At 67.3% G+C, this 20,209-nt stretch carries 17 protein-coding genes; 9 read left to right on the top strand and 8 right to left on the bottom strand.

All coding sequences use genetic code 11. The annotated features are described in order from the left end of the window. Positions 1-72: 72 nt before the first annotated feature. A complete protein-coding gene (locus SB764_RS02400; protein ID WP_260400282.1) occupies positions 73-993 on the top strand; it encodes a response regulator in 921 nt (306 codons plus the stop codon). A 126-nt stretch (positions 994-1,119) separates the two neighbouring features. On the opposite strand, the gene SB764_RS02395 is transcribed toward SB764_RS02400, so the two are convergent. After that, entirely contained in the window at positions 1,120-2,955 is a 1,836-nt protein-coding gene (locus tag SB764_RS02395; protein ID WP_234775132.1) for a methyl-accepting chemotaxis protein, read from the bottom strand. A 262-nt stretch (positions 2,956-3,217) separates the two neighbouring features. Continuing rightward, the gene (locus SB764_RS02390) at positions 3,218-4,126 is read right to left on the bottom strand and encodes a LysR family transcriptional regulator (RefSeq protein WP_065063849.1); all 909 of its coding nucleotides are present in this window, start codon (positions 4,124-4,126) and stop codon (positions 3,218-3,220) included. A gap of 161 nt (positions 4,127-4,287) precedes the next feature. On the opposite strand from SB764_RS02390, the gene SB764_RS02385 reads away from it, so the two are divergent. The 3 genes from SB764_RS02385 (at position 4,288) to SB764_RS02375 (ending at position 8,014) form a co-directional block, all read left to right on the top strand. Further along, positions 4,288-5,757, top strand: a complete 1,470-nt coding sequence (locus SB764_RS02385; protein WP_410862520.1) for a M20 family metallopeptidase — start codon at positions 4,288-4,290, stop codon at positions 5,755-5,757. Positions 5,758-5,800: 43 nt separating this feature from the next. Next, positions 5,801-7,078, top strand: coding sequence for an MFS transporter (locus SB764_RS02380; protein WP_065064188.1), 1,278 nt, complete (start codon positions 5,801-5,803; stop codon positions 7,076-7,078). Between the two features lie 147 nt (positions 7,079-7,225). Beyond that, positions 7,226-8,014: an FRG domain-containing protein gene (locus tag SB764_RS02375; RefSeq protein ID WP_065064190.1), complete on the top strand. Its 789-nt coding sequence runs from the start codon at positions 7,226-7,228 to the stop codon at positions 8,012-8,014. An 8-nt stretch (positions 8,015-8,022) separates the two neighbouring features. Here SB764_RS02375 and SB764_RS02370 read toward each other — a convergent pair whose 3' ends face one another. The 4 genes from SB764_RS02370 to SB764_RS02355 form a co-directional block, all read right to left on the bottom strand. Continuing rightward, complete coding sequence (locus SB764_RS02370; protein WP_065063851.1) at positions 8,023-9,723, bottom strand: putative bifunctional diguanylate cyclase/phosphodiesterase; 1,701 nt, start codon at positions 9,721-9,723, stop codon at positions 8,023-8,025. A 245-nt stretch (positions 9,724-9,968) separates the two neighbouring features. After that, positions 9,969-10,265: a YciI family protein gene (locus SB764_RS02365; protein WP_321866013.1), complete on the bottom strand. Its 297-nt coding sequence runs from the start codon at positions 10,263-10,265 to the stop codon at positions 9,969-9,971. A 30-nt stretch (positions 10,266-10,295) separates the two neighbouring features. After that, the gene (locus tag SB764_RS02360; protein ID WP_321902344.1) at positions 10,296-10,898 is read right to left on the bottom strand and encodes an NUDIX domain-containing protein; all 603 of its coding nucleotides are present in this window, start codon (positions 10,896-10,898) and stop codon (positions 10,296-10,298) included. Positions 10,899-11,049: 151 nt separating this feature from the next. Next, positions 11,050-12,024: a LysR family transcriptional regulator gene (locus SB764_RS02355; RefSeq protein ID WP_410862517.1), complete on the bottom strand. Its 975-nt coding sequence runs from the start codon at positions 12,022-12,024 to the stop codon at positions 11,050-11,052. A 174-nt stretch (positions 12,025-12,198) separates the two neighbouring features. Here SB764_RS02355 and SB764_RS02350 point away from each other — a divergent pair, with 174 nt between their 5' ends. From SB764_RS02350 to SB764_RS02330, 5 genes are read left to right on the top strand one after another with little or no spacing between them, the layout of a single operon-like run. Beyond that, on the top strand, positions 12,199-13,200 hold the full coding sequence (locus SB764_RS02350; protein WP_321870166.1) for a hydroxyacid dehydrogenase: 1,002 nt from the start codon (positions 12,199-12,201) through the stop codon (positions 13,198-13,200). Then, positions 13,197-13,898 carry an RraA family protein gene (locus SB764_RS02345; RefSeq protein WP_074983252.1) on the top strand — a complete coding sequence of 234 codons (702 nt, stop codon included), beginning with the start codon at positions 13,197-13,199 and terminating at the stop codon, positions 13,896-13,898. The genes SB764_RS02350 and SB764_RS02345 overlap by 4 nt, the downstream gene beginning before the upstream one ends. Positions 13,899-13,951: 53 nt before the next feature. Beyond that, the gene (locus tag SB764_RS02340; RefSeq protein ID WP_110327101.1) at positions 13,952-15,457 is read left to right on the top strand and encodes an MFS transporter; all 1,506 of its coding nucleotides are present in this window, start codon (positions 13,952-13,954) and stop codon (positions 15,455-15,457) included. 24 nt (positions 15,458-15,481) lie between these two features. After that, positions 15,482-16,420 (top strand): SMP-30/gluconolactonase/LRE family protein, encoded by a 939-nt coding sequence (locus SB764_RS02335; protein ID WP_065063863.1) that lies wholly within the window; start codon positions 15,482-15,484, stop codon positions 16,418-16,420. A 20-nt stretch (positions 16,421-16,440) separates the two neighbouring features. After that, positions 16,441-17,679, top strand: a complete 1,239-nt coding sequence (locus SB764_RS02330; protein WP_410862514.1) for an alpha-hydroxy-acid oxidizing protein — start codon at positions 16,441-16,443, stop codon at positions 17,677-17,679. Between the two features lie 23 nt (positions 17,680-17,702). Here the strand turns inward: SB764_RS02330 and SB764_RS02325 are convergent, their stop codons facing one another. Next, on the bottom strand, positions 17,703-18,446 hold the full coding sequence (locus SB764_RS02325; protein WP_074983249.1) for an SDR family NAD(P)-dependent oxidoreductase: 744 nt from the start codon (positions 18,444-18,446) through the stop codon (positions 17,703-17,705). Positions 18,447-18,589: 143 nt separating this feature from the next. After that, positions 18,590-19,978 carry an MFS transporter gene (locus SB764_RS02320; protein WP_065063866.1) on the bottom strand — a complete coding sequence of 463 codons (1,389 nt, stop codon included), beginning with the start codon at positions 19,976-19,978 and terminating at the stop codon, positions 18,590-18,592. Between the last annotated feature and the right edge of the window lie 231 nt (positions 19,979-20,209).

The raw sequence follows: 20,209 nt of genomic DNA, 5'->3' as shown, positions 1-20,209 counted from the left end.
GCATGACGGCGCGTTCACCGAGGCAAATACATGAGTTCCATCGTCAGACAGCCGGTTTTTTACCCCGTATCCGTGGTCTTTCTCGACGACAGCGCGGATTTCCTGCACGCGTTGCGCGGTCTCTTTCCGAACCTGCCCACGCATCATTTCTTCACCTCGCAGCAAGAGGCGCGTGCGTTTATCGAACAGCGCGGCGCGCGCGGCGCGGCCCATAGCCCGATGTCGGGCGAGGCGTGGTCGGAATTCGAAAAGAAAGGCGGCAATGCGCTCGGTCACGACGCGCTCGCCGACGCCTCGCGCTTCGAGGAAGTGGCGGCCATCGTCGTCGATTACGACATGCCGGGCCAGGACGGCCTCGAATTCCTCGACTCGGTGAAGGACGTGAACTGCACGCGCATCCTGCTGACCGGCACCGCCGACGAGTCGCATGCCGTGGACGCCTTCAACGCGGGCCTCATCCACTTCTACCTGAAGAAGTCCGACCCGGGCATGACGCGCAAGCTCGCGCACGCGCTCGCCAACGCGCAGCAGAAGCATTGCGCGGGGCGCGGACATATCGGCGTGCACGGCGTGGGCGCGATCTACGCCGACCGGCGCACCAACGACGCGCTGCACGCGCTCGCGCAGCGCGAACGGCTCGTCGAATACTACTGGCGGCCCGAGCAGAACGCCGTGCTCACGTTCGACGCGTCGGGCAATCCGGGCGTCTTTCTCGCGTGGGACGCGCACGACTGGGACGCGCAATGCGACGTCGTGACCGACGAAGGCGGTCCGTCGGCGCTGCGCGAGGAAATGGAAGGGCGGCGCATCATGCCGGTGTTCTGGCCCAACGAGGCGTACCGTCCGGGCATGGCGCGCGTGGAGTTCGCCGAGCCGCAGCCGCTGCCGGGTTCGCCCGACGCGCACTATAGCTGGACGCGCATCGAAGGCGTGGAGCTCGCGCAGGAGTGCGTGACGTTCGCGCAATGGATGCGTTCGCGGCGCGAGGCATGAGGTATCGATCCGCTCGATGCGGACGATAAAAAAGGCGCACGCCGTGAAGCGTGCGCCTTTTTTTATGGGTGTTTTGCGTTGATCGCGTGAGCGATTCGTGAAGCGCTCACGCGAGACTTAAAAGGCTTAAAACGTTTCCCAGTCCTCATCGCTGCCCGCAGTCGCGGCGACGGGCGAGGGCGAGGAGGCAGGCGAAGCAGCCTTCGTTGCACCGACGCTTTTCGCGCTCGCAGCGAGATTCGGACGCTTCAGCACTTCGTTCGATTTCGCGGTTTGCGGGGCTGGCGTGGCTTGCACGGATTTCGCGGATTTCCCGCCAACCGGCGCGCTGCGAACCGCTTGCGCACCGCGCGCCTGGCGTGCGGGCTGCGTTGGCGTTGTCGGCGCGCTCGCGTGCATCGCCGTCTGCGAGCCGATGCGGAACACCGCCACCACGTCGCGCAAACCGTTCGATTGCGCGGCCATCGACTGCGCCGCCGCCGACGCTTCTTCTACCAGCGCCGCGTTCTGCTGCGTGACTTCGTCCATCTGCGAAACGGCGCGGTTCACCTGCTCGATGCCCGTGTGCTGCTCCTCGGACGCCGCCGCGATCTCGCCCATCAGATCGGCCACGCGGCGCGCCTGCTGGACCACTTCGTCGATCGTCGAACCCGCTTCGTCGACGAGCTTCGAGCCTTCCACCACCTGCGCGACCGACTGCCCGATCAGTTCCTTGATTTCCTTCGCCGCGCCCGCGCTGCGTTGCGCGAGTGTGCGCACCTCGCCCGCGACCACCGCGAAACCGCGTCCCTGTTCGCCCGCGCGCGCCGCTTCCACGGCGGCGTTCAGCGCGAGAATGTTGGTCTGGAACGCGATGCCGTCGATCACGCCGATGATCTGCTCGACGCGCTTCGAGGTTTCCGAAATATCGTGCATGGTCTGCACCACGCGGCGCACCACGTCGCCGCCGCGCGCCGCCACGTCCGACGCGTTGACGGCGAGCGTGTTGCCCTGGCGCGCGTTGTCGGTGTTGTGCTTCACCGTGGTCGTGAGCTGTTCCATGCTCGCGGCGGTTTCCTGCAGCGAAGCGGCCTGCTCCTCGGTGCGCGAGGAAAGATCGAGATTGCCCGCGGCGATCTGCTGCGCGCCCGTGGTGATCGATTCCGCCGAAGTCTGAATGCGCTGCACCGTATCGACGAGCTGACGCTGCATCTGGCTCATCGCATGCAGCAGGCTGCGATCGTCGCCGCTCGCGACCTGCACGCGCGCCGTGAGATCGCCCGAGGCGATGCGCTCGCAAATGTCGGCCGCATAATCGGGCTCGCCGCCGAGGCTCGCGCGGATGCTGCGGATCAGCCAGAACATGCCGAGCGTGAGCGCCGCGCCGATCAGCATCACGAGCGCGAGATTGCGCAGCAGCGAGGCGAAGAAGGCATCGTCGATATCGTCCACGTAGACGCCCGTGAACACGTGCCAGTCCCAGTCGGGCACCACGTCCGCATAGGTGATCTTGCCGACCGGCTTGCTGTGGCCCGGCTTGGGCCAGACGTAGGTGCTGAAGTGATTGCCGCCCGCCGACGAACTCTTGACGATCTCCGCGGCGACCGGCGTGCCGTTCGGATCGGTCATGTTCGCCTGGCTCTTGCCTTCGAGTTCGGGCTTGGGCGGCACGAGCAGCGCGAGCACCGCGCTGTCGTAAATGCCGAAATAGCCGCTCTGGTCCGCGCCGTAGCGCATGCCGCGCAGCGCGGCGATGGCCTGGCGCTTGGCCTCGTCGACGGACAGATGGCCCGCCGCCGCTTCTTTCTGGAAGTAAGCGACCGTGCCGAGCGCGGTCTGCGTCTGCTGCGCGAGCGACGCCTTGCGGTCTTCGAGCATGCCGGTGCGCGTCATGATCGCGTTGACCACGACCAGCACGATGAGGGCGATCCACAACAGCGCGACGATGCTCCACGCCTTCTGTTTCAACGATAGTCGCTTCACGTTTTCCTGATTTCCCGTGCGGCTCCAGATGGAGCGGTCTCCGTTCCGTGGCGGGCCGGCGCGATCGCGTGCGTCGCCGGCGCCAGGTGCATGGCGGGAAGGCGATGCATGGCCGCCTTCCCGACCTGTTTATCGGCGCGCCGGATGGGAACTGAAGGCGCGCGATGCGCCGCGCATGACATTTCGCAAATCGTTTGCGATCTTCCGGATCGGCGCCATTTTTAGGGACGAAACGTTTGCCGTGCCGAATTCGGCGGCGCATTCAGGCAGCCGCTTCGATCGCCTCGATCAGCGCTTTCAACACGCTTTCGATCGCCGACGACAGGCGCCGCTCGCGCATGGTCGTGATGCAGAGGCTGCGCTGGCTCAGCTCGGGTTCGTCGATGGGGCGCGCGACCAGCGCGAGATCGTCGCTCAGATGCTGGAGGCCCGCGAGCGAGAGGCGGCTGCCGAGCGTGATGGCGTTCGCGAGCGCGGCGAATGCATGCAGCGCGCTCGAATTGTTGCTCGTGAGGATCGGTGCGAGCTGGACGCCCTGGCGCGCGCAGCATTCGTCGAGCAACTGGCGCGCGGTGTTGCCGCGTTCGAGCAGCGCGACCGGATAGTCGCGCAGATCGGCGAGCGTGAGCGACGCGCGTTGCGCGAGCGGATGCGCCGGATTGAGCAGCGCGCAGACGCTCGCGCGCGCGGTGTATTCCACGCGCACTTTCGCCGGATCGCCGCCCGAAAACGCGAGGCCGAGATCGACTTCGCCCGCCGCGACCCAGTGCTCGACCTGAGCGGGCGTGCCGGCGCGCAACATGAACTGTACGTGCGGCACGGCTGCGTGATGGCGCGCGAGCACGCTCGGCAGGAACGAGCGCGTGAAGCCTTCCGTGCAGCCGACGCGCACGATGCCGCGTCCGAGCGCCTTGGCGGCGGCGATCTCGGCGAGCACGGCGTCGCCTTCGAGCAGCGCGCGGCGTGCGTGCGCGGCGAGGCGCTCGCCGGACTCCGTGAGCACCATGCCGCGCGGCATGCGCTCGAACAGCGGCGTGCCGACGTCCTCTTCGAGCTTGCCGATCTGGCGGCTGATGGCCGAGACGGCCACGTGCAGCGTCTGCGAGGCGGCGGCGAGCGAGCCGGTGCGCGCGACCTCGACGAAATAGCGCAAGGCGATGCCGTGCAGCATGACGAACTCTCCGGGGATGCGATTGATGGGTGCGTTGCCTTTTCGGCAATGCTATCCGCAAAATTTGAAATTGTTGCGAATTTTTGACGTTCCTAGACTGCTTTCATTCCGCATCCGCGAAACGCTTTGATCGACGCTCGATCGACATGAAAGGAGACTCCGTGAACGCTCACCTCAACGCTCACGTCAAGGCCGATGAAACGTCGGCGCAACGCCAGCAGGCCATCGACGCCGCGCTGCGCCACTTCGATTCCGGCGACTTCCTGCGCGACCTCGAACGCCGCGTGGCGTTTCGCACCGAAAGCCAGAATCCCGCTCAGGCCGATGCGCTGCGCGCCTATCTGAGCGACGAGATCGCGCCCGCGCTCGCGCAACTGGGCTTCACGAGCCGCCTCGCGGCGAACCCGGTGAACGCGCGCGCGCCGTTTCTGATCGCCGAACGCATCGAAAACCCCGCGCTGCCGACCGTGCTGACCTATGGCCACGGCGACGTGGTGCGCGGCTACGACGACCAGTGGCGCGCGGGCCTCGCGCCGTGGCGCGTGAGCGTGGAGGGCGACCGCTGGTACGGACGCGGCTGCGCCGACAACAAGGGCCAGCACTCGGTCAACTTCGCGGCGCTGGCGGCGGTGCTGGCCGCGCGCGAGGGCAAGCTCGGCTACAACGTGAAGGTGATCTTCGAGACCGGCGAGGAAATCGGTTCGCCGGGCCTCGACGCAGTCTGCGCCGCCGAACGCGACGCGCTGGCCGCCGACGTCTTCATCGCGTCCGATGGTCCGCGTGTGAGCGCGCAGCGCCCGACGATCTTCCTCGGCTCGCGCGGCGGCGTCACGTTCGAGCTTCTGATCGATCTGCGCGAGGGCGCGCACCACTCGGGCAACTGGGGCGGCGCGCTGCGCAATCCGGCCGTCGTGCTTTCGCACGCGATTGCGAGCCTCGTCGACCGGCACGGCGCGATTGCCGTCGAAGGGCTGCGTCCGCCGCCTGTGCCCGCAAGCGTGCGCGCGGCGCTCGCCGACATCGAACTGGGCGGCGACGACAACGCGCCTGCCATTGACGCCGATTGGGGCGAACCGGGCCTCACGCCCACCGAACGCGTGATCGCCTGGAACACGCTCGAAGTGCTCGCGTTCAAGGCCGGCAATCCCGATGCGCCCGTCAACGCGATTCCGCCGCGCGCGCAGGCGACCTGCCAGTTGCGCTTCGTCGTGGGCACCGATTACCGGCGCGTGGGCGAGCATCTGGACGCGCATTTCGCGCGGCTCGGCTTTCCGGAAGTGCGGGTGCGCGTGATGCAGACGGCGGCCGCCACGCGTCTCGATCCGGACGACGCGTGGGTGCACTGGGCGCTCGATTCGCTGCGCGCGAGCACCGGCAAGAAGCCCGCGCTGCTGCCGAACCTCGGCGGCACGGTGCCGAACGATGTGTTCGCCGAAACGCTCGGCCTGCCCACGCTGTGGGTGCCGCATTCGTATCCCGCGTGCGCGCAGCACGCGCCGAACGAGCATCTGCTCGGCAGCGTCGCGCGCGAGTCGCTCGCCGTGATGGCGGGACTCTGGTTCGACCTCGGCGCGGATGCGCAGCGGCTCGCGGCGCGTTCCGCGAGCGCTGCGGATCACGCCGTCCGCTAGCCGTCATCGTCACTTTTTGCCTGCGCCGCGCGCGCCCAACATCATGTCCACGAAACGCACGCCCAGTCTCATGCAGCTCGTCGTCGCCACCTCGGTCGGCAACGCGCTCGAATGGTTCGACATCGCCATCTACGGCTTTTTCGCGGTCTTTATCGGCAAGCACTTCTTTCCGGCCGCGAACGAGACCGCCTCGCTGTTGCTGACTTTCGGCGCGTTCGGTGCCTCGTATCTCGTGCGCCCGCTCGGCGGCATGGTGCTGGGCGCATACGCCGACAAACGCGGCCGCAAGGCGGCGCTGATGCTCTCCGTGAGCCTCATGATGCTCGGCACGGCGATCATCGCGCTGGTGCCCGACTACGCGTCGATCGGCGTGGCCGCGCCGTTGCTCGTGCTGGCGGCGCGCCTCGTGCAGGGCTTCTCGGCGGGCGGCGAATTCGGCGCGTCGACGGCGCTGCTGATCGAACATGCGCCGCATCGGCGCGGCTTTATCGCGAGCTGGCAGTTCGCGACGCAAGGGCTCGCGACCTTGCTGGCGGCGTCGTTCGGCTTCGGCCTCGCGAAGACGATGGCGCCCGCCGATCTCGCCGCGTGGGGCTGGCGTCTGCCGTTCTTCTTCGGCTTGCTGATCGGCCCCGTGGGGCTGTATCTGCGACGCTTTCTTCAGGACGCCGAGGACTTCACGCAGGCCGAGCACAGCACATCGCCCGTGCGCGCCGTGCTCGCGCAGCAAAAACGTCTCGTGCTGACCGCGATTGGACTGCTGACCGTGTCGACGGCGGTGAACTATCTGCTGCAATACGTGCCCACGTTCGCGATCCGGGAACTGCATCTGCCGGCGACCACGGGCTTTGCGGCGACCATGCTGGGCGGCGTGATCCTCACGGTGGTCACGCCGTTCGCGGGCCACGTCTCCGATCGCATCGGCCGACGCCGCCAGATGACGTGGATCGCGCTCCTGTTCGCCGTGAGCGCGTACCCCGGTTTCGTGTGGGCCACATCCAGCGGCAGTGCGTTCGCGCTCTATGTGCTGATCGCCTGGCTCGCGCTGCTCAAGTCGATCTACTTCGGCGCCTTGCCCGCGCTGATGGCCGAAATCTTCCCGGCCGCCACGCGCGCGACCGGCATGGCGATCGGCTACAACGTGGGCGTGACGGTGTTCGGCGGCTTCACGCCCGCCATCGTCACCTGGCTGCTGGGCGCGACCGGCGACAAGAGCGCGCCGGGCTACTACCTGATCCTCACGGCGATCATCAGTCTCGGGGCGCTCGCATGGGTGAGCCGCGTGCCGATGGAGCCGCTGCCGCGCCGCGCGGCGGCGTGATGAGCGTGCGTTGCACGCAGCGTGGTTCGTGCACGATGCACGCGCCGAACGCGGACTTCACGCTGTCACCGCCGATGTGTTAGGTTGTCCGACGATGCGCGCGACGGCGCGGGCCAGCGCCCGTGCCGCGCGGCGAGAGGACAGGGCATGCAGACAACCGAACTCACCGACTGGAATCAGTTCATGGCGCTCACCACGCAACTCGACGGGTGGGCGTTTCGCGGGCAACAGAATGCCCAATGGCGGCTGGAAAGCTCGCTGTCACGCTATATGCGCGACTATGTGGGCGACCACGACGAATGGCGCTCGCGCGAGGAACGCGCGATTCGCGTGTTTCGCCGCAAGGCGCATAACTTTCTCGCCCATCCGGCGATTCTCGAAGACGACCTGCGCTGCCTCGCGCTGATGCAGCATCACGGCGCGCCCACGCGTCTGCTCGACTTCACCAAGAGCCCGTTCGTGGCCGCGTTCTTCGCGCTCGAACGCGCGACCGGCGACGCGGCCGTGTATGCGCTCAACACGCCCGCGCTCTGGAATAATCGCGCGCGTCCGAAAACCGATCCCGTCCTCACGCGCGACGTGATCGATCCGCGCGTGCCCGGTCATTTCGAGCGCTATTTCTTCTGCAATACGAATGAAATTCTCTGGTCCGGCGAGCCGACCGAAATGGACGACCGGCTGGTGGCGCAGTCGGGCACGTTCGTGGTGCCGGGTGTGATCGACAAGCCGTTACAGGCGATTCTCGATGGCTACGAGAGCAACGAAGAACTGCTGCATCAGATCGTGCTGCCCGCGCGCATCCGCATGGACGCCATGAAGTGGCTCTACCGGATGAATATCACCAACGCCTCGCTGTTTCCCGGCCTCGACGGGCTGGCGCGCTCGATTGGCGTGGAGCTGGAGATTGTCTGGTCGGGGATGAGTCAGGCGCAATAAAGCGTCGCTTACGCCGGACACACCAGCCCCACTCCCGGCTCCAGCAGATTGCGCAGCGTCTGCAGCGAGACCGGCCGCGAGAACCAGAAACCCTGCGCTTCGTCGCAGCCGAGTTCGCGCAGCCGCTGCGCCTGCTCGGCGGTCTCGATGCCTTCGGCGGTCACGCTCAGTTCGAGCGCGTGGCCCATCGAGATGATCGCGCCCACCAGCGCGTCGCTGCGCGCGTCGGCGCCCATCTTCGCGATGAACGAGCGGTCGATCTTGAGGCGGTTCAGCGGCAGACTCGCGAGCCACGCGAGACTCGAATAACCGGTGCCGAAATCGTCGACGGCCACTTCGATACCAAGCGCGCGCAACGCATGCAGCGTGCGCACGGTGCGTTCGGTGTCGGTCAGCAAGAGACTCTCGGTGATTTCGATTTCAAGCTGCTCGGGCGCGATGGCGGCCTTTTCCAGCGCGCGTTCGATCTGTTCGAGCAGGCGCGGATTGGCGAACTGCTGCGGCGACACATTCACGCCCACCTTCGTGGCGGTGCGCGCGAGGCGCTGCAACTGGCCGGTCTCGCGGCAGGCCGTATCCATGACCCACGCGCCGATCGAGTCGATCAGACCGGCCTGTTCGGCCACGGGAATGAATTCGGCGGGGCTCACGAGGCCATGCACCGGATGCCGCCAGCGCAGCAAGGCTTCGGATTGCAGAATATGTCCGGTCTTCAGGCAGACGCGCGGCTGATAATGCAGAAAGAATTCGCGGGCGTCGATGGCGCGCCGCAGCGCCTGTTCGAGTTCGAGCTGACGCGTGGCGCGCGTTTCCTGCGCGCGCACGAAGCGGCATAGCTGGCCGCGTCCGGCGCGCCGCGCTTCCGACACGGCCACGCCCGCACGGCGTACGAGCGTGGCGGCATCCGCGCCGTCGGCGGGAAAGCGCGCCGCGCCCACGCTCATGGTCGCGCCGCGCGTGGGCTGCGCGCCGTCAGTGCGCGCGAACGCGTCGATCAGCTGCTGCGCGAGCGGGCTCGCATCGTCGCCGTGACCGGGCAGCGCGATCGCGAACTGGTCGCCGCCAATCGAGCCGACCACGCTCTCGCTGCACTCGGCCTGCACGAGCCGCCGCAGGCGTTCGCCCGCGTATTCGAGTACGAGATCGACGCCGTCGGGACCGAGCGCTTCGCGCGTTTTCTGCAGATCGTCGATCTCGACCACGAGCACGGTGAGCGCCGTGTCCGCGCGCCGGCAGCGCGCGAGCGAGAGATCGAGCCGTTCGAGAAACAGATCGCGATTGGGCAGGCGCGTGGCGCGGTCGTGATACGAGACGTACCAGAGCCGCGCCTCGGCCTGCGAGTGACGCGTGGTGTCGACGGCAATGCCGATGTAGTGCGCGTCGAGCGCGCCCGGCAGCGGTGCGAGCGCGAGCGAGACCGGCACGCGCGTGCCGTTGCGCTTGACGTAGGCCCATTCGCCCTGGAATCGCTCGATGCCGTGCGCGCCCTGCGCGCCGTTGGCGTCGTTGAGCGGTCCGGCGCGGCGCACGAGTTCGGCGGGATCGTGCAGGGCGATGAATTTGCGCTGGCCGATCAGGTCCTGCGCGCGATAACCGGTGAGCTGTTCGTACGCGGGATTCACGCGTGCGAAGACGCCATCGGCGCGGCACAGAAACGCGCCGAAGGGCGCGGCAAGAAAGGCCGTTTCGTAGACGGTGGGCGTGCTCATCGAAGTCGCGTGGTCGGTGCCCGCGCGCGCCGCAATCCGTGACTGCGCCGCGCGCCGTGCTTGTGGTTATGCGCTTCATTCAAGCAGGAGCCATGCCACGGCGCGGCGGCATCCGATGCGCGCGCAACGGCCCGATTACGTTCCCGCGCGCGTGGGGGTTACGTAACGCGGCGCGCGTGTCGCGTGACGGCGTTACGTAACATCGGTAACGTCGGTAACGTCGGGCGAGCGTGTGCGCGCGTGTGTTACGACGCCTCGGGAACCGGCAGATTCAGACCGGGCGCGAGCCGCGTGGCCTTGAACTCCGTGACCGCGTAGGTGGCGAGTTCCTGCTGCGCGAACGGATCGGCGGCGAGGATCGTGTCGAGACGCGCGCGATCCATATTCGACGCGACGATCACGCCGCCGTCGCGCGGCAGCTTCGGCCCGGCGGCGATGAAGTTGCCGGCGGCGAACTGCGCGTCGAGATAGGCGCGGTGCGCGGGCAGGGCGTCGTCGATGCGTTCGTGCGAGACGCAATAAGTGAGGGTGACGATGTACATGATGATTCCGTGACAGTGAAGGACAGCGGTTCAGACGGCGCGCGCCCGACCGGCGAGGCCTCGCAGCGCCGCGTACTGCAGCAGCATGATGGTCTTCCCATCCACGATCTCGCCGCGCTCGATCATCGCCAGCGCCTCGCCGAGCGGCAGTTCGAGCACGTCGAGATCCTCGCCTTCCTCCGCGATCCCGCCGCCCTCGCCGGTGCGCAGCGACGCGTCGTATTCGCCGAGATAGAAGTAGAGCTTCTCCGTGACCGAGCCGGGGCTCATGAACGCCTCGAACACCTTGCGCAGATTGCGCGCGCGATAGCCGGTTTCCTCCTCGACTTCGGCGCGGATGCGCGCCTCGGGCGAGGCGTTATCGAGCAGGCCGGCGGCCGTTTCGATCAGCATGCCGTCGTGGCCGTTGACGAACGCGGGCATGCGGAACTGGCGCGTGAGCACGACGTTGCCGGTCGCGGGATCGTGCAGCAGGATGGTCGCGCCGTTGCCGCGGTCGTAGGTTTCGCGGCTCTGGCGCTGCCAGGTGCCGTCGCGGCGCTGGTAGTCGAACGTGACTTTCTTCAGCACGTACCAGTTGTCGGACAGCACGGTGGTATCGACGATGCGGATGCGGTCGCGGGTGGCGGTCATGGGCGTCTCCTGAGGCGGTTTTCCGGCATTTTGGGGGCGCGGCTCGGCGTGCGGGCTGCACGAATCCGGCGCGATCTGCTTCGCATGGTAACGTGCAGACTCGTGCAAATTCAAGAAAATTCGTGCAAATGTGCGGATCGACGCGACGCGCTTATCGCCCCCGATTCGCGCGGCCGCCGGCAGCACCCGCTTTCACACGCCCCTTCGCCGCAGCCGTCTCCGTCGTGCCCGTCACCTCGTCGTGCTGCGCGCGCACGATCTCGATCAGCCGCCGCGCGGCGGGCGACAGATAGTCGTCGTTGCGATGCACGACGCCGAACTCGCGCGTCATCGTCGTGACCGGATTCGGCAGTTCGACGAGCGCGGGCGTGAAGCGGCCCGCCTCCAGATTGCGCCGCGAAATAAAGCTCAGCAGGCCGGTTTCGGCGATCAGGCGCGGCACGGCCGCGATCGAGCTTGTCATCACGGCGGCGCGCGGCGCGGGCAGGCCGTGGGCCGCGAACACCGCTTCGAGCCACTGCCGCGTGGCGACCGATTGCGCGGGCAGCACCCAGCCGCACGCCGACATCGCTTCGAGCGTCGCGCGCTTGCCCGCGAGCGGATGCGTGGCGCTGGCGGCGACCACCACGTCGTCGGCGAGGATGGGGATCTGCACGAGTGCGTCGTCGTGGCTGCCGAGCGGGCCGATCACCACGTCGAGCTGGCGCTTGCGCAAGGCGTCCTGCAGCACGTCGTTCATGCCGATCTGCAATTCCACCACCACCGCGGGCGCTTCTTCGTGCAGCACGCGGCACGCCGTCGGCATGATGAATTCGGCGATGGTGGCCGCCGCGCCCACCTTCACCAGCCCCGAGAGCCCCGCGCCGAGCGTCGCGATTTCGCGCTGCGTCTCGTCGAGCGTGCGTTCGACGAGACGCACGCGCTCCTGTAGCAGCCGCCCGGCGTCGGTCAGGCGGATGCCGCGTCCGCTGCGCTCGAACAGCGCCGCGCCGTAGTTCTGTTCGAGCCGGTCGATGCACTTGGACAGCGCGGGCTGGGTGACGTGCAGCGCCTCGGCGGCGCGCCCCAGATGGCCGAGTTCGGCCACTTTCGCGAAATACATCAGGTCGCGGACCTGCAGATTCATGACCATGGCGACTGCCTTCCGGCGCGCGCGCCGCGAGGAAAATTCATAGCTGACAGGAATGGAAAGATGAAAAATCGAAAATAGACATTATGAGTCGAGGTGTCAACAATGACGACAGGAAGCAGGCGGCCACCGACCAGGCCCCCGCCTTCGAGATCATCAAGGAGACACCCGATGTCGTATCGCATTCTCGTCACCGCGCCGCGTCTGGCGCCCGCGGGGCAGCGCGTGCTGGCCGCCGCCCAGTGCGAGACCGTCTATATCGACGACGCCCAGGACGCCGCGCAGGTCGCGCGCATTCTCGCCACGCAACCCATCGACGCGGTCATCTCGCGCACGGTCGAGCTGAGCGGCGTGGCCATCGCCGCCTGCCCGACGCTGCGCGTGATCTGCAAGCACGGCGTGGGCGTGACCAATATCGACGTCGACGCCGCCACGCAGCGCGGCATTCCCGTTTTCACGACGCCCGGCACGAACACGCATTCGGTCGCGGAACTTGCAATCGGCCTGATGCTGGCCGCGGCGCGCAAGCTCAACTTCTTCGACAGCGAACTGCGCGCGGGCCGCTGGACCCGCACGGGCGACGGCCGTCAACTGCATGGCCGCACGCTCGGGCTCGTCGGTTACGGGCAGATCGGCAAGCGCGTCGCGGCGATCGCGCATGCGCTCGGCCTGCACGTGCGCGCCTTCGATCCGGTCGCGAAGCAGGCCGACGCGCAGCCCTTCGTCACGCTCGAAACCTCGCTCGACGCGCTGCTCGCGCAGGCCGACGTGCTGAGCCTGCATTGCCCCGTCAACGCGCACACGCGCAATCTGCTCGACGCCGAGGCGATCGCGCGTCTGCCCGATGGCGCGATCGTCGTCAACACGGCGCGCGGCGAACTGATCGACGAAGCGGCGCTCGTGGCCGCGCTGCGCAGCGGCAAGCTGGCGGCGGCGGGCCTCGACACCTTCCGCCACGAACCGCTGCCCGCCGACGATCCGCTCGCCGCGCTGCCCAACGTCGTGCTCACGCCGCACGTGGGCGGCTCGACGCCCGACGCGCTCGACGCCGTGGCCGTGTCCGCCGCCGAAACCTGCCTGCGTTTTCTGCGCGGCGAGGCGGTCGATGCCGCCGCCTGCGTGAACGGCGCCGTGCTTCAGAATCCTCACTCAGATCTCAAGGTCATCGCATGAACTCCCTCCAGGACCGGGCCGGCTGGCCCGCAGGTTTCTTCGTCGGCCAGCGCACTTCGCTGCCCAGCGCCGCGCAGATCGAAGCGTTCCGCAGCGTGCCGGTCGCGCACGCGGGCGACTGCATGGGCCGCAGCACGGGCGCTTACGGCCTGAGCGCCTATCACCATTCGGTCACGCTGACGATGTGCGGCCCGGCCATCACGGTGCGCGTGCGTCCCGGCGACAACATGATGATCCACAAGGCGATCGAGCTGGCGCAGCCGGGCGACGTGATCGTCGTCGATGGCGGCGGCGATCTGACCCAGGCGCTGATCGGCGGACTGATGCGCACCTCGGCGCTCACGAAGAAGATCGGCGGCTTCGTGATCGACGGCGCGATCCGCGATCTCGCCGAATGGGCCGAAGGCGGCATGCCGGTCTACGCGCGCGGCCACACGTTTCGCGGCCCGAGCAAGGAAGGCCCGGGCGAGGTGAACGTGCCGATCGCGTGCGCGGGCATGGTCGTGAATCCCGGCGACCTGATTCTCGGCGACGCGGACGGCGTGATCGCCGTGCCGGTCGACCGGCTCGACGCGCTGCTGCCGCTGGTGCGCGCCCACGCGGACAAGGAAGACACGATCCGCGCGACCAACGCGGCGGGCAGCGCGGACCCGGAACGCTTCAACGCGCTGCTGCGCAAGAAGGGCTGTCCGGTTTAAACGACGATCGGTCGAACGCAGCGACACCAAAAAACAAGACAGGAGACAAGGCCATGCAATCGAGCACCCCCGTCGCCGGCGCGCGTGACGTTCATGACGCGCGTACGGCGGCCGATGTGCCGCGTGCCTCGGAGGGCGCGCACGAAGTCCCTCGCGCGTATGCCGCGCCCGAGGCCCACGCGCGCCAGATCTCGGCGCGTCTCGACCGGCTGCCGCCCAGCGCGCCCGTGTGGCTTCTGATTGGCGCGCTCGCGCTTGGCGGCTGGTTCGAGATCTACGACATGTTCCTCACGGCCTATATCGGCCCGGGACTCGTCAAGGCCGGCATCTTCACGAAGACGACGGCCTCGCTGTTCGATCTCGGCGGTCTCGGCGCGTTCGTCGCCGCGCTGTTTCTCGGGCTCTTTATCGGCACGATCGGCGTGGCCTTTATCGCGGACCGGCTCGGCCGCCGCCGCGTGTTCGTCGGGGCGCTGCTCTGCTACACGTTCGCTGCCGTGATGATGTCGCTGCAGGACGCGCCGGGCTGGATCGTGTTCTGGCGCGTGATCGCGGGCGTCGGCGTGGGCGCGGAACTCGTGACCATCGACGCCTACGTCTCCGAGTTCGTGCCCGCGCGTCTGCGCGGCCGTGCCTTCGCCTTCGTGCAGGCGATCCAGTACACGTCGATTCCCACCATCGCGTTTCTGTCGTGGCAACTCGTGCCGATCGCGCCGTTCGGTCAGGACGGCTGGCGCTGGGTCGTGTGGATCGGCTGCTCGGGCGCGGTGTTCGTCTGGCTGATTCGCCTGGGGCTGCCGGAAAGTCCGCGCTGGCTGATCCAGCACGGCCGCGTGGCCGAGGCCGAAGCGATCGTCGCGCGGCTGGAAAAGCGCATCGAGCGCGCGACGGGCAAGCCGCTGCCGGTGGCCCGCGTCGAGCCTGTCAAGAACGTTGCGCATGCAACCGTATCGGCGGAGAACGACAGCCCGTGGAACGCGCGCTATCGTCGCCGCACGATCATGCTGCTGGTGTTCAACTTCTTCCAGTCGATCGGCTATTACGGTTTCGCGAGCTGGGTGCCGACGCTGCTCGCCGAAAAAGGCGTGACGCTCACGCACAGCCTCTGGTATTCGTTTCTGATCGCCATCGCGAGTCCGCTCGGGCCGCTGCTGTCGATGCTGATCGCCGACCGCGTCGAACGCAAATGGCTGATCGTGGGCGCGTCGGCGGCGATGGCCGTGCTCGGCATCGTCTTCGCGCAGCAGCGCGAGCCGATGCTGCTCGTCGCGATGGGGCTGCTGATGACGCTGGCGGGCAACTGCATGACGTTCTCGTACCGCACCTACCAGGCCGAGCTGTTCCCGACGCGCATGCGGGCACGCGCCATCGGCCTCGTCTATTCGGCGAGCCGCATCAGCGCGATGCTCTCGGGCTTCCTGATCGGCTTCTTCCTGCGTCACCTGGGCGTGCCCGGCGTGTTCGCGCTGATCGCCGGATCGATGTTCGTGGTGATGCTCACGATCGGCCTGTTCGGCCCGCGCTCGCGCGGCCTGAGCCTCGAACAGATCTCTGGTTAATCTCGCCTTGCCTGAGGGCACCGCATGTTCTATCTCGATGAACCGCCGCGCGTCGTGCCGACGCGCGTGTTTTCCACGATGCCGGCGAGCTTTCGCCAGACCGGCGTAAGCTCGGCCTGGGCCAACGCCAACAAGGCGGGGCAGAGCGTCGACAGCTTCCTCGAAGGTCCGGCGTTCGACGCGCAAGGGCGGCTTTATGTCGTCGATATTCCGTTCGGCCGCATCTTTCGCATTGAAGGTGGCGAGGGCGGCGGTGAACGCGACTGGACGCTCGTCGCGCAATACGAAGGCGAGCCGAACGGCCTCAAGTTCCATCCGGACGGCCGCATTCTGATCGCCGATTACCGCAACGGCGTCATGCAGCTCGATCCGCAAAGCGGACGCGTCGAGCCGCTGCTGACCTCGCGTAACGGCGAGTCGTTCAAAGGCTGCAACGACCTCGCGATCGCCGCGAACGGCGACATCTATTTCACCGATCAGGGACAGACGGGGCTCCAGGATCCCACGGGCCGCGTCTACCGTCTGCGCGCCGACGGCCGCCTCGACTGCCTGCTCTCGAACGGCGTGAGCCCGAACGGACTCGTGCTCGATCCGTCGGGCCGCGTGCTGTACGTGGCGATGACGCGCGACAACGCCGTCTGGCGCGTGCCGCTGCTCGACAATGGCGGCACCGCGAAAGTCGGGCGCTTCTGCTCGCTGTTCGGCACGAGCGGCCCCGACGGCCTGGCGATGGACGAAGCGGGCAACCTCTACGTCGCGCACGCGTCGCTCGGCCATGTGTTCGTGTTCGCGCCGAACGGCGCGTGCATCGCGCGCGTGAAATCGTGCGCGGGCGAGACGGTGACCAATCTCGCCTTCGGCGGCCACGAACGCAGGCAGATCTTCATCACCGAATCGAAGAGCGGCAATGTGCTGGTCGCCGACGCGATCGCGCCCGGCATCGCCTTGCCGCGCGTGGCCTGATCCGCTGCGAGGAGCGCGCCATGACCGCCGCCTTCAGCCTGAGCGACTATCCGCTCGCCAATCATTCCGCGCCGCGCACGGGCACGTCGCCGCCGATTCCGCGCCGTCTCGCGCGCGTGCTCTCGCTCGCCGACTTCGAAGTCGCGGCGCGCCGCCATCTGCCGCGCCCGATCTTCGCCTACGTGAGCGGCGGCTGCGAAACCGACCGCTCGCTGCGCGAGAACCGCGCCGCGTTCGAGGAGTTCGACTGGGTGCCTCGCGTGCTCGTCGACACCTCGCAGCGCACGCTCGACACGACGCTGTTCGGCCACACCTATGCCGCGCCGTTCGGCATCGCGCCGATGGGCATCAGCGCGCTCTCGGCGTATCGCGGCGATCTGATCCAGGCGCAGGCGAGCGCGCTCGCGAACCTGCCGATGATCATGAGCGGGTCGTCGCTGATCCGCATGGAGGAGATCGCGCAGGCGAATCCGCAGGCGTGGTTCCAGATGTATGTGCCGGGCGAGCCGAAGACGATCGCGGCGCTCGTGGACCGCGTCGCGCAGGCGGGCTTTCGCACGCTGGTGCTGACCGCCGACGTGCCCGTGTCGGGCAATCGCGAGAACAATCTGCGCGCGGGGTTCTCGACGCCGCTGCGTCCCGGCCCGCGTCTCGCGTGGGATGGGCTGACGCATCCGCGCTGGCTGTTCGGCACCGCGCTGCGCACGCTCTGGCGTCACGGCATGCCGCACTTCGAGAACTCGCGCACCACGCGCGGCGCGCCGATTCTCTCGTCGAACGTGCTGCGCGACTTCGGCGCGCGCGACCATCTGAGCTGGGAGCATTTGCGGATGATCCGGCAGCGCTGGCGCGGCACGCTGGTGCTCAAGGGCATTCTCGATCCGGACGACGCGCGCCGCGCCCGCGAACTCGGCGTGGACGGGCTGATCGTGTCGAATCACGGCGGACGTCAGCTCGACGGTTCGATCGCGCCGCTGCGCGCGTTGCCGCGCGTGGTGGCGGCCGTCGACGCGGATTGCCCGGTGATGATCGACAGCGGTTTCCGACGCGGCGGCGACGTGCTGATGGCGCTGGCGCTCGGCGCGCGCGCCGTGTTTATCGGCCGTCCGTTCAATTACGCCGGCGCGGTGGCGGGGCAGGCGGGCCTGCTGCACGCGTTCGCGATCGTCGCGGCGGAAATGCGCCGCAACATGGCGCTGCTCGGCGTGACGCGTGCCGACGACGTCGATGCGAGCCGCTTGCGGCGGCGCGGCGAGTGAGGCGTTGCTGACGCGCGCGGCGCTCAGGTGAGGTTCAGGCCGCCGTCCGAGAGCAGAATCTCGCCCGTCAAATAATCCGAGGCGACGAGCAGCGACACCGCCTGCGCGATGTCCTCGGGGCTGGCGGCGCGGCGCATCGGCGAGCGTTCTCGCCAGAGTGCTTGCGCCTGCGTCCACTGCGCGGTGAGCGGGGTATCGACGAGACCGGGCGCGACGGCGTTCACACGCACATCCGGCGCGAGCGTGAGCGCGAGCAGACGCGTGACGTGGTTCAGCGACGCCTTGCTCGCGGCATAGGGAATCGACGCGCCCTTGGGCCGCACGCCCGCATGCGAACTCACGTTGACGACGCAACCGGCCTTGCCGCGCGCGGCGGCTTCGCGCAGCATCGGCAGCGCTTCGGTGACGAGCCGGAACGGTGCGACCACGTTCACTTCGTTCAATTCCTGCCAGACCTCCGGCGTGGCCGCGGCGAGATCGTCGTGCGGGATCACACGGCTGATGCCCGCGTTGTTGACCAGCACGTCGAGGCGGCCCCTGACCGCAGCGGCTTCGCGGATGAGGCGGGTTCGATCGGCGTCGTTGGCGAGATCGGCTTGCACGTAGGCCGCGTTGCCGAGTTCGCGGGCCATCGCCTCGCCCGTTTCCGCCGAGCTGCGGGAATGCAGGATGACTGAATAACCGTCGGCGTGAAGGCGGCGCGCAATGGCCGCGCCGATGCCGGAAGTCGAGCCCGTGACGAGGGCGACGGGTTGCGGGGTTTTCATCGGGAATGCTCTGGACAAGGCCGGTCGATTCGTATCAGCGGACGATTGTCGGTGATTCGGCGGGTGGTGTCACGCGATGCACACGCACACTCGAATGCGCACGGGCGAGCCGTCGCTCGCCCGCTTTCAGACGGCTTCCAGTCTTATTGCAGATTGCACACCTTGCGCGACACGAGTGCGCGATCGTACGCCGCGAACCATCCGGTCGTCTCGCGCGTGAACAGCGCGGTCAGGAAGAGCGCGATCACCATGAGTCCGGCGATGAAATACAGCGCCGTGTTATAGCCGCTCGCGTTGCCGAGACCGCCGCCCGCGTTGATGAGCGCGCCGATCACGAACGGACCGAAGCCGCCGAGATAGATGCCCACGTTGATGATCGACCCTGCGATGCCGGTCGTGCCCGGTTTGGTCGAATCGAATGCAATCGCGTATACGAGCGTATAAGGCGCATTCAGCGCGAAGCCCGCGAACAGCTGAATCGCGACGAGCGTGCCGAGACTCACCGACGAATACTTGAACAGCAGCATGCCGACCGTCAGCCAGACAAACAGGATCATGAGGCACAGCTTGCGGCCGAGCCGGTCCGAAATCCATCCCCAGACGATCTGGCCGATGCCGCCCGTGATCGTGAACAGCACGCTATACGCGGCCGCTTCCGCGAAGTTGTAGTGCGCGACGAACGCGAGATATTGCGGCAGCCAGAAGCTGATCCCGAAGTAACCGACGATCGCGAGCAGCGAGATCAGACCGATCACCGAGATGTTCGGATTGCGCATCGCGACGCCGAACGAACCGGGAGGCGCGCCCGCGCCGTGTTCGAGATCGGGCGACAGCGGCGGCGTTTCGCCGATGCTCTGGACGTGCGCGTGGAACTGGTCGTAGCGCTTCGCGTTGCAATAGATCCAGTACCACGCGAACACGACGATCATCGGAATCGGAAACAGCAGAAACGCGAGACGCCAGTTCTGCGGACCATACACGCTGAGCAGTCCGCTGATGGCGAAACCGCCGAGCAGCGAGCCCCACGGAAAGCCGGTGTGGTGAATGCCGAGTGCGAGGCCGCGGCGTTCCTTCGACCACCATTCGGCGAGCGACGTGACTTCGATCGATTCACCCGCGCCGCCAAATGCATGCGAGAGCACCTGCATCGCGATGAGCACGCCGATCGAGGCGGTCAGGACGGTCACGCCGGAGAGGCAGGTGAACAGCGTATAGCCGATGACGATCGGCAGATGCCGGTACTTGCGTCGCCAGCCGTGGCCGCCTTTGTCGGCCCAGATCATCGTCGGGATGGCGATCAGCGCCGTCGACATGGTGATGATCGTCGCGTAGAGACCGATGGTCTGCGCGCTCGTGCCGAATTCCTTGGTGATCGACGGCAGCACCGCGAACAGCATGCTGCGCGAATTCGCATCCATCGCGTAGACCAGCCATAGCAGCAGCAAGGCCATCCATGATTGCGGCGCGACCGCGCGCCGTTTTGCGGGTGAGGCGACGCGCGCCGGCGCCAGCCCCTTATCTGCCGTTTCCATACCCAACCTCCTGAATGATCTCTGACGAATCGTGAATTCGCGTGTTGTTTGATTGTTATGAAGCGCTTCAAATGTGGCGGCGGCTAACGCGGCGGATGGGCTCGGTTATGCGTCGATATGAAGCGCTTCAATTGTGATCCTGGAAAAATGCAATTGGTATAGAGGGTTTTCCCTGTGCGTTGGAAATGGCGCGTAATTGATGGGTATTTCTTGACATCTTGAAACGGATGC

It is taken from the genome of Paraburkholderia sp. SIMBA_027, assembly GCF_046535315.1.
Classification (GTDB): domain Bacteria; phylum Pseudomonadota; class Gammaproteobacteria; order Burkholderiales; family Burkholderiaceae; genus Paraburkholderia; species Paraburkholderia tropica.
The sequence above is the reverse complement of the archived record's forward strand: the minus strand, read 5'-3'. Positions and strand labels throughout refer to the sequence as shown.

What these genes read in the sequence shown, in the direction of transcription:
- SB764_RS02330 (WP_410862514.1), top strand. Translation starts at nt 16,441, where the DNA reads ATGACCGCCGCCTTCAGCCTGAGCGACTATCCGCTCGCCAATCATTCC.
- SB764_RS02365 (WP_321866013.1), bottom strand. Translation starts at nt 10,265, where the DNA reads ATGTACATCGTCACCCTCACTTATTGCGTCTCGCACGAACGCATCGAC.
- SB764_RS02370 (WP_065063851.1), bottom strand. Translation starts at nt 9,723, where the DNA reads ATGAGCACGCCCACCGTCTACGAAACGGCCTTTCTTGCCGCGCCCTTC.
- SB764_RS02380 (WP_065064188.1), top strand. Translation starts at nt 5,801, where the DNA reads ATGTCCACGAAACGCACGCCCAGTCTCATGCAGCTCGTCGTCGCCACC.
- SB764_RS02350 (WP_321870166.1), top strand. Translation starts at nt 12,199, where the DNA reads ATGTCGTATCGCATTCTCGTCACCGCGCCGCGTCTGGCGCCCGCGGGG.
- SB764_RS02345 (WP_074983252.1), top strand. Translation starts at nt 13,197, where the DNA reads ATGAACTCCCTCCAGGACCGGGCCGGCTGGCCCGCAGGTTTCTTCGTC.
- SB764_RS02320 (WP_065063866.1), bottom strand. Translation starts at nt 19,978, where the DNA reads ATGGAAACGGCAGATAAGGGGCTGGCGCCGGCGCGCGTCGCCTCACCC.
- SB764_RS02355 (WP_410862517.1), bottom strand. Translation starts at nt 12,024, where the DNA reads ATGAATCTGCAGGTCCGCGACCTGATGTATTTCGCGAAAGTGGCCGAA.
- SB764_RS02360 (WP_321902344.1), bottom strand. Translation starts at nt 10,898, where the DNA reads ATGACCGCCACCCGCGACCGCATCCGCATCGTCGATACCACCGTGCTG.
- SB764_RS02335 (WP_065063863.1), top strand. Translation starts at nt 15,482, where the DNA reads ATGTTCTATCTCGATGAACCGCCGCGCGTCGTGCCGACGCGCGTGTTT.
- SB764_RS02340 (WP_110327101.1), top strand. Translation starts at nt 13,952, where the DNA reads ATGCAATCGAGCACCCCCGTCGCCGGCGCGCGTGACGTTCATGACGCG.
- SB764_RS02375 (WP_065064190.1), top strand. Translation starts at nt 7,226, where the DNA reads ATGCAGACAACCGAACTCACCGACTGGAATCAGTTCATGGCGCTCACC.
- SB764_RS02390 (WP_065063849.1), bottom strand. Translation starts at nt 4,126, where the DNA reads ATGCTGCACGGCATCGCCTTGCGCTATTTCGTCGAGGTCGCGCGCACC.
- SB764_RS02325 (WP_074983249.1), bottom strand. Translation starts at nt 18,446, where the DNA reads ATGAAAACCCCGCAACCCGTCGCCCTCGTCACGGGCTCGACTTCCGGC.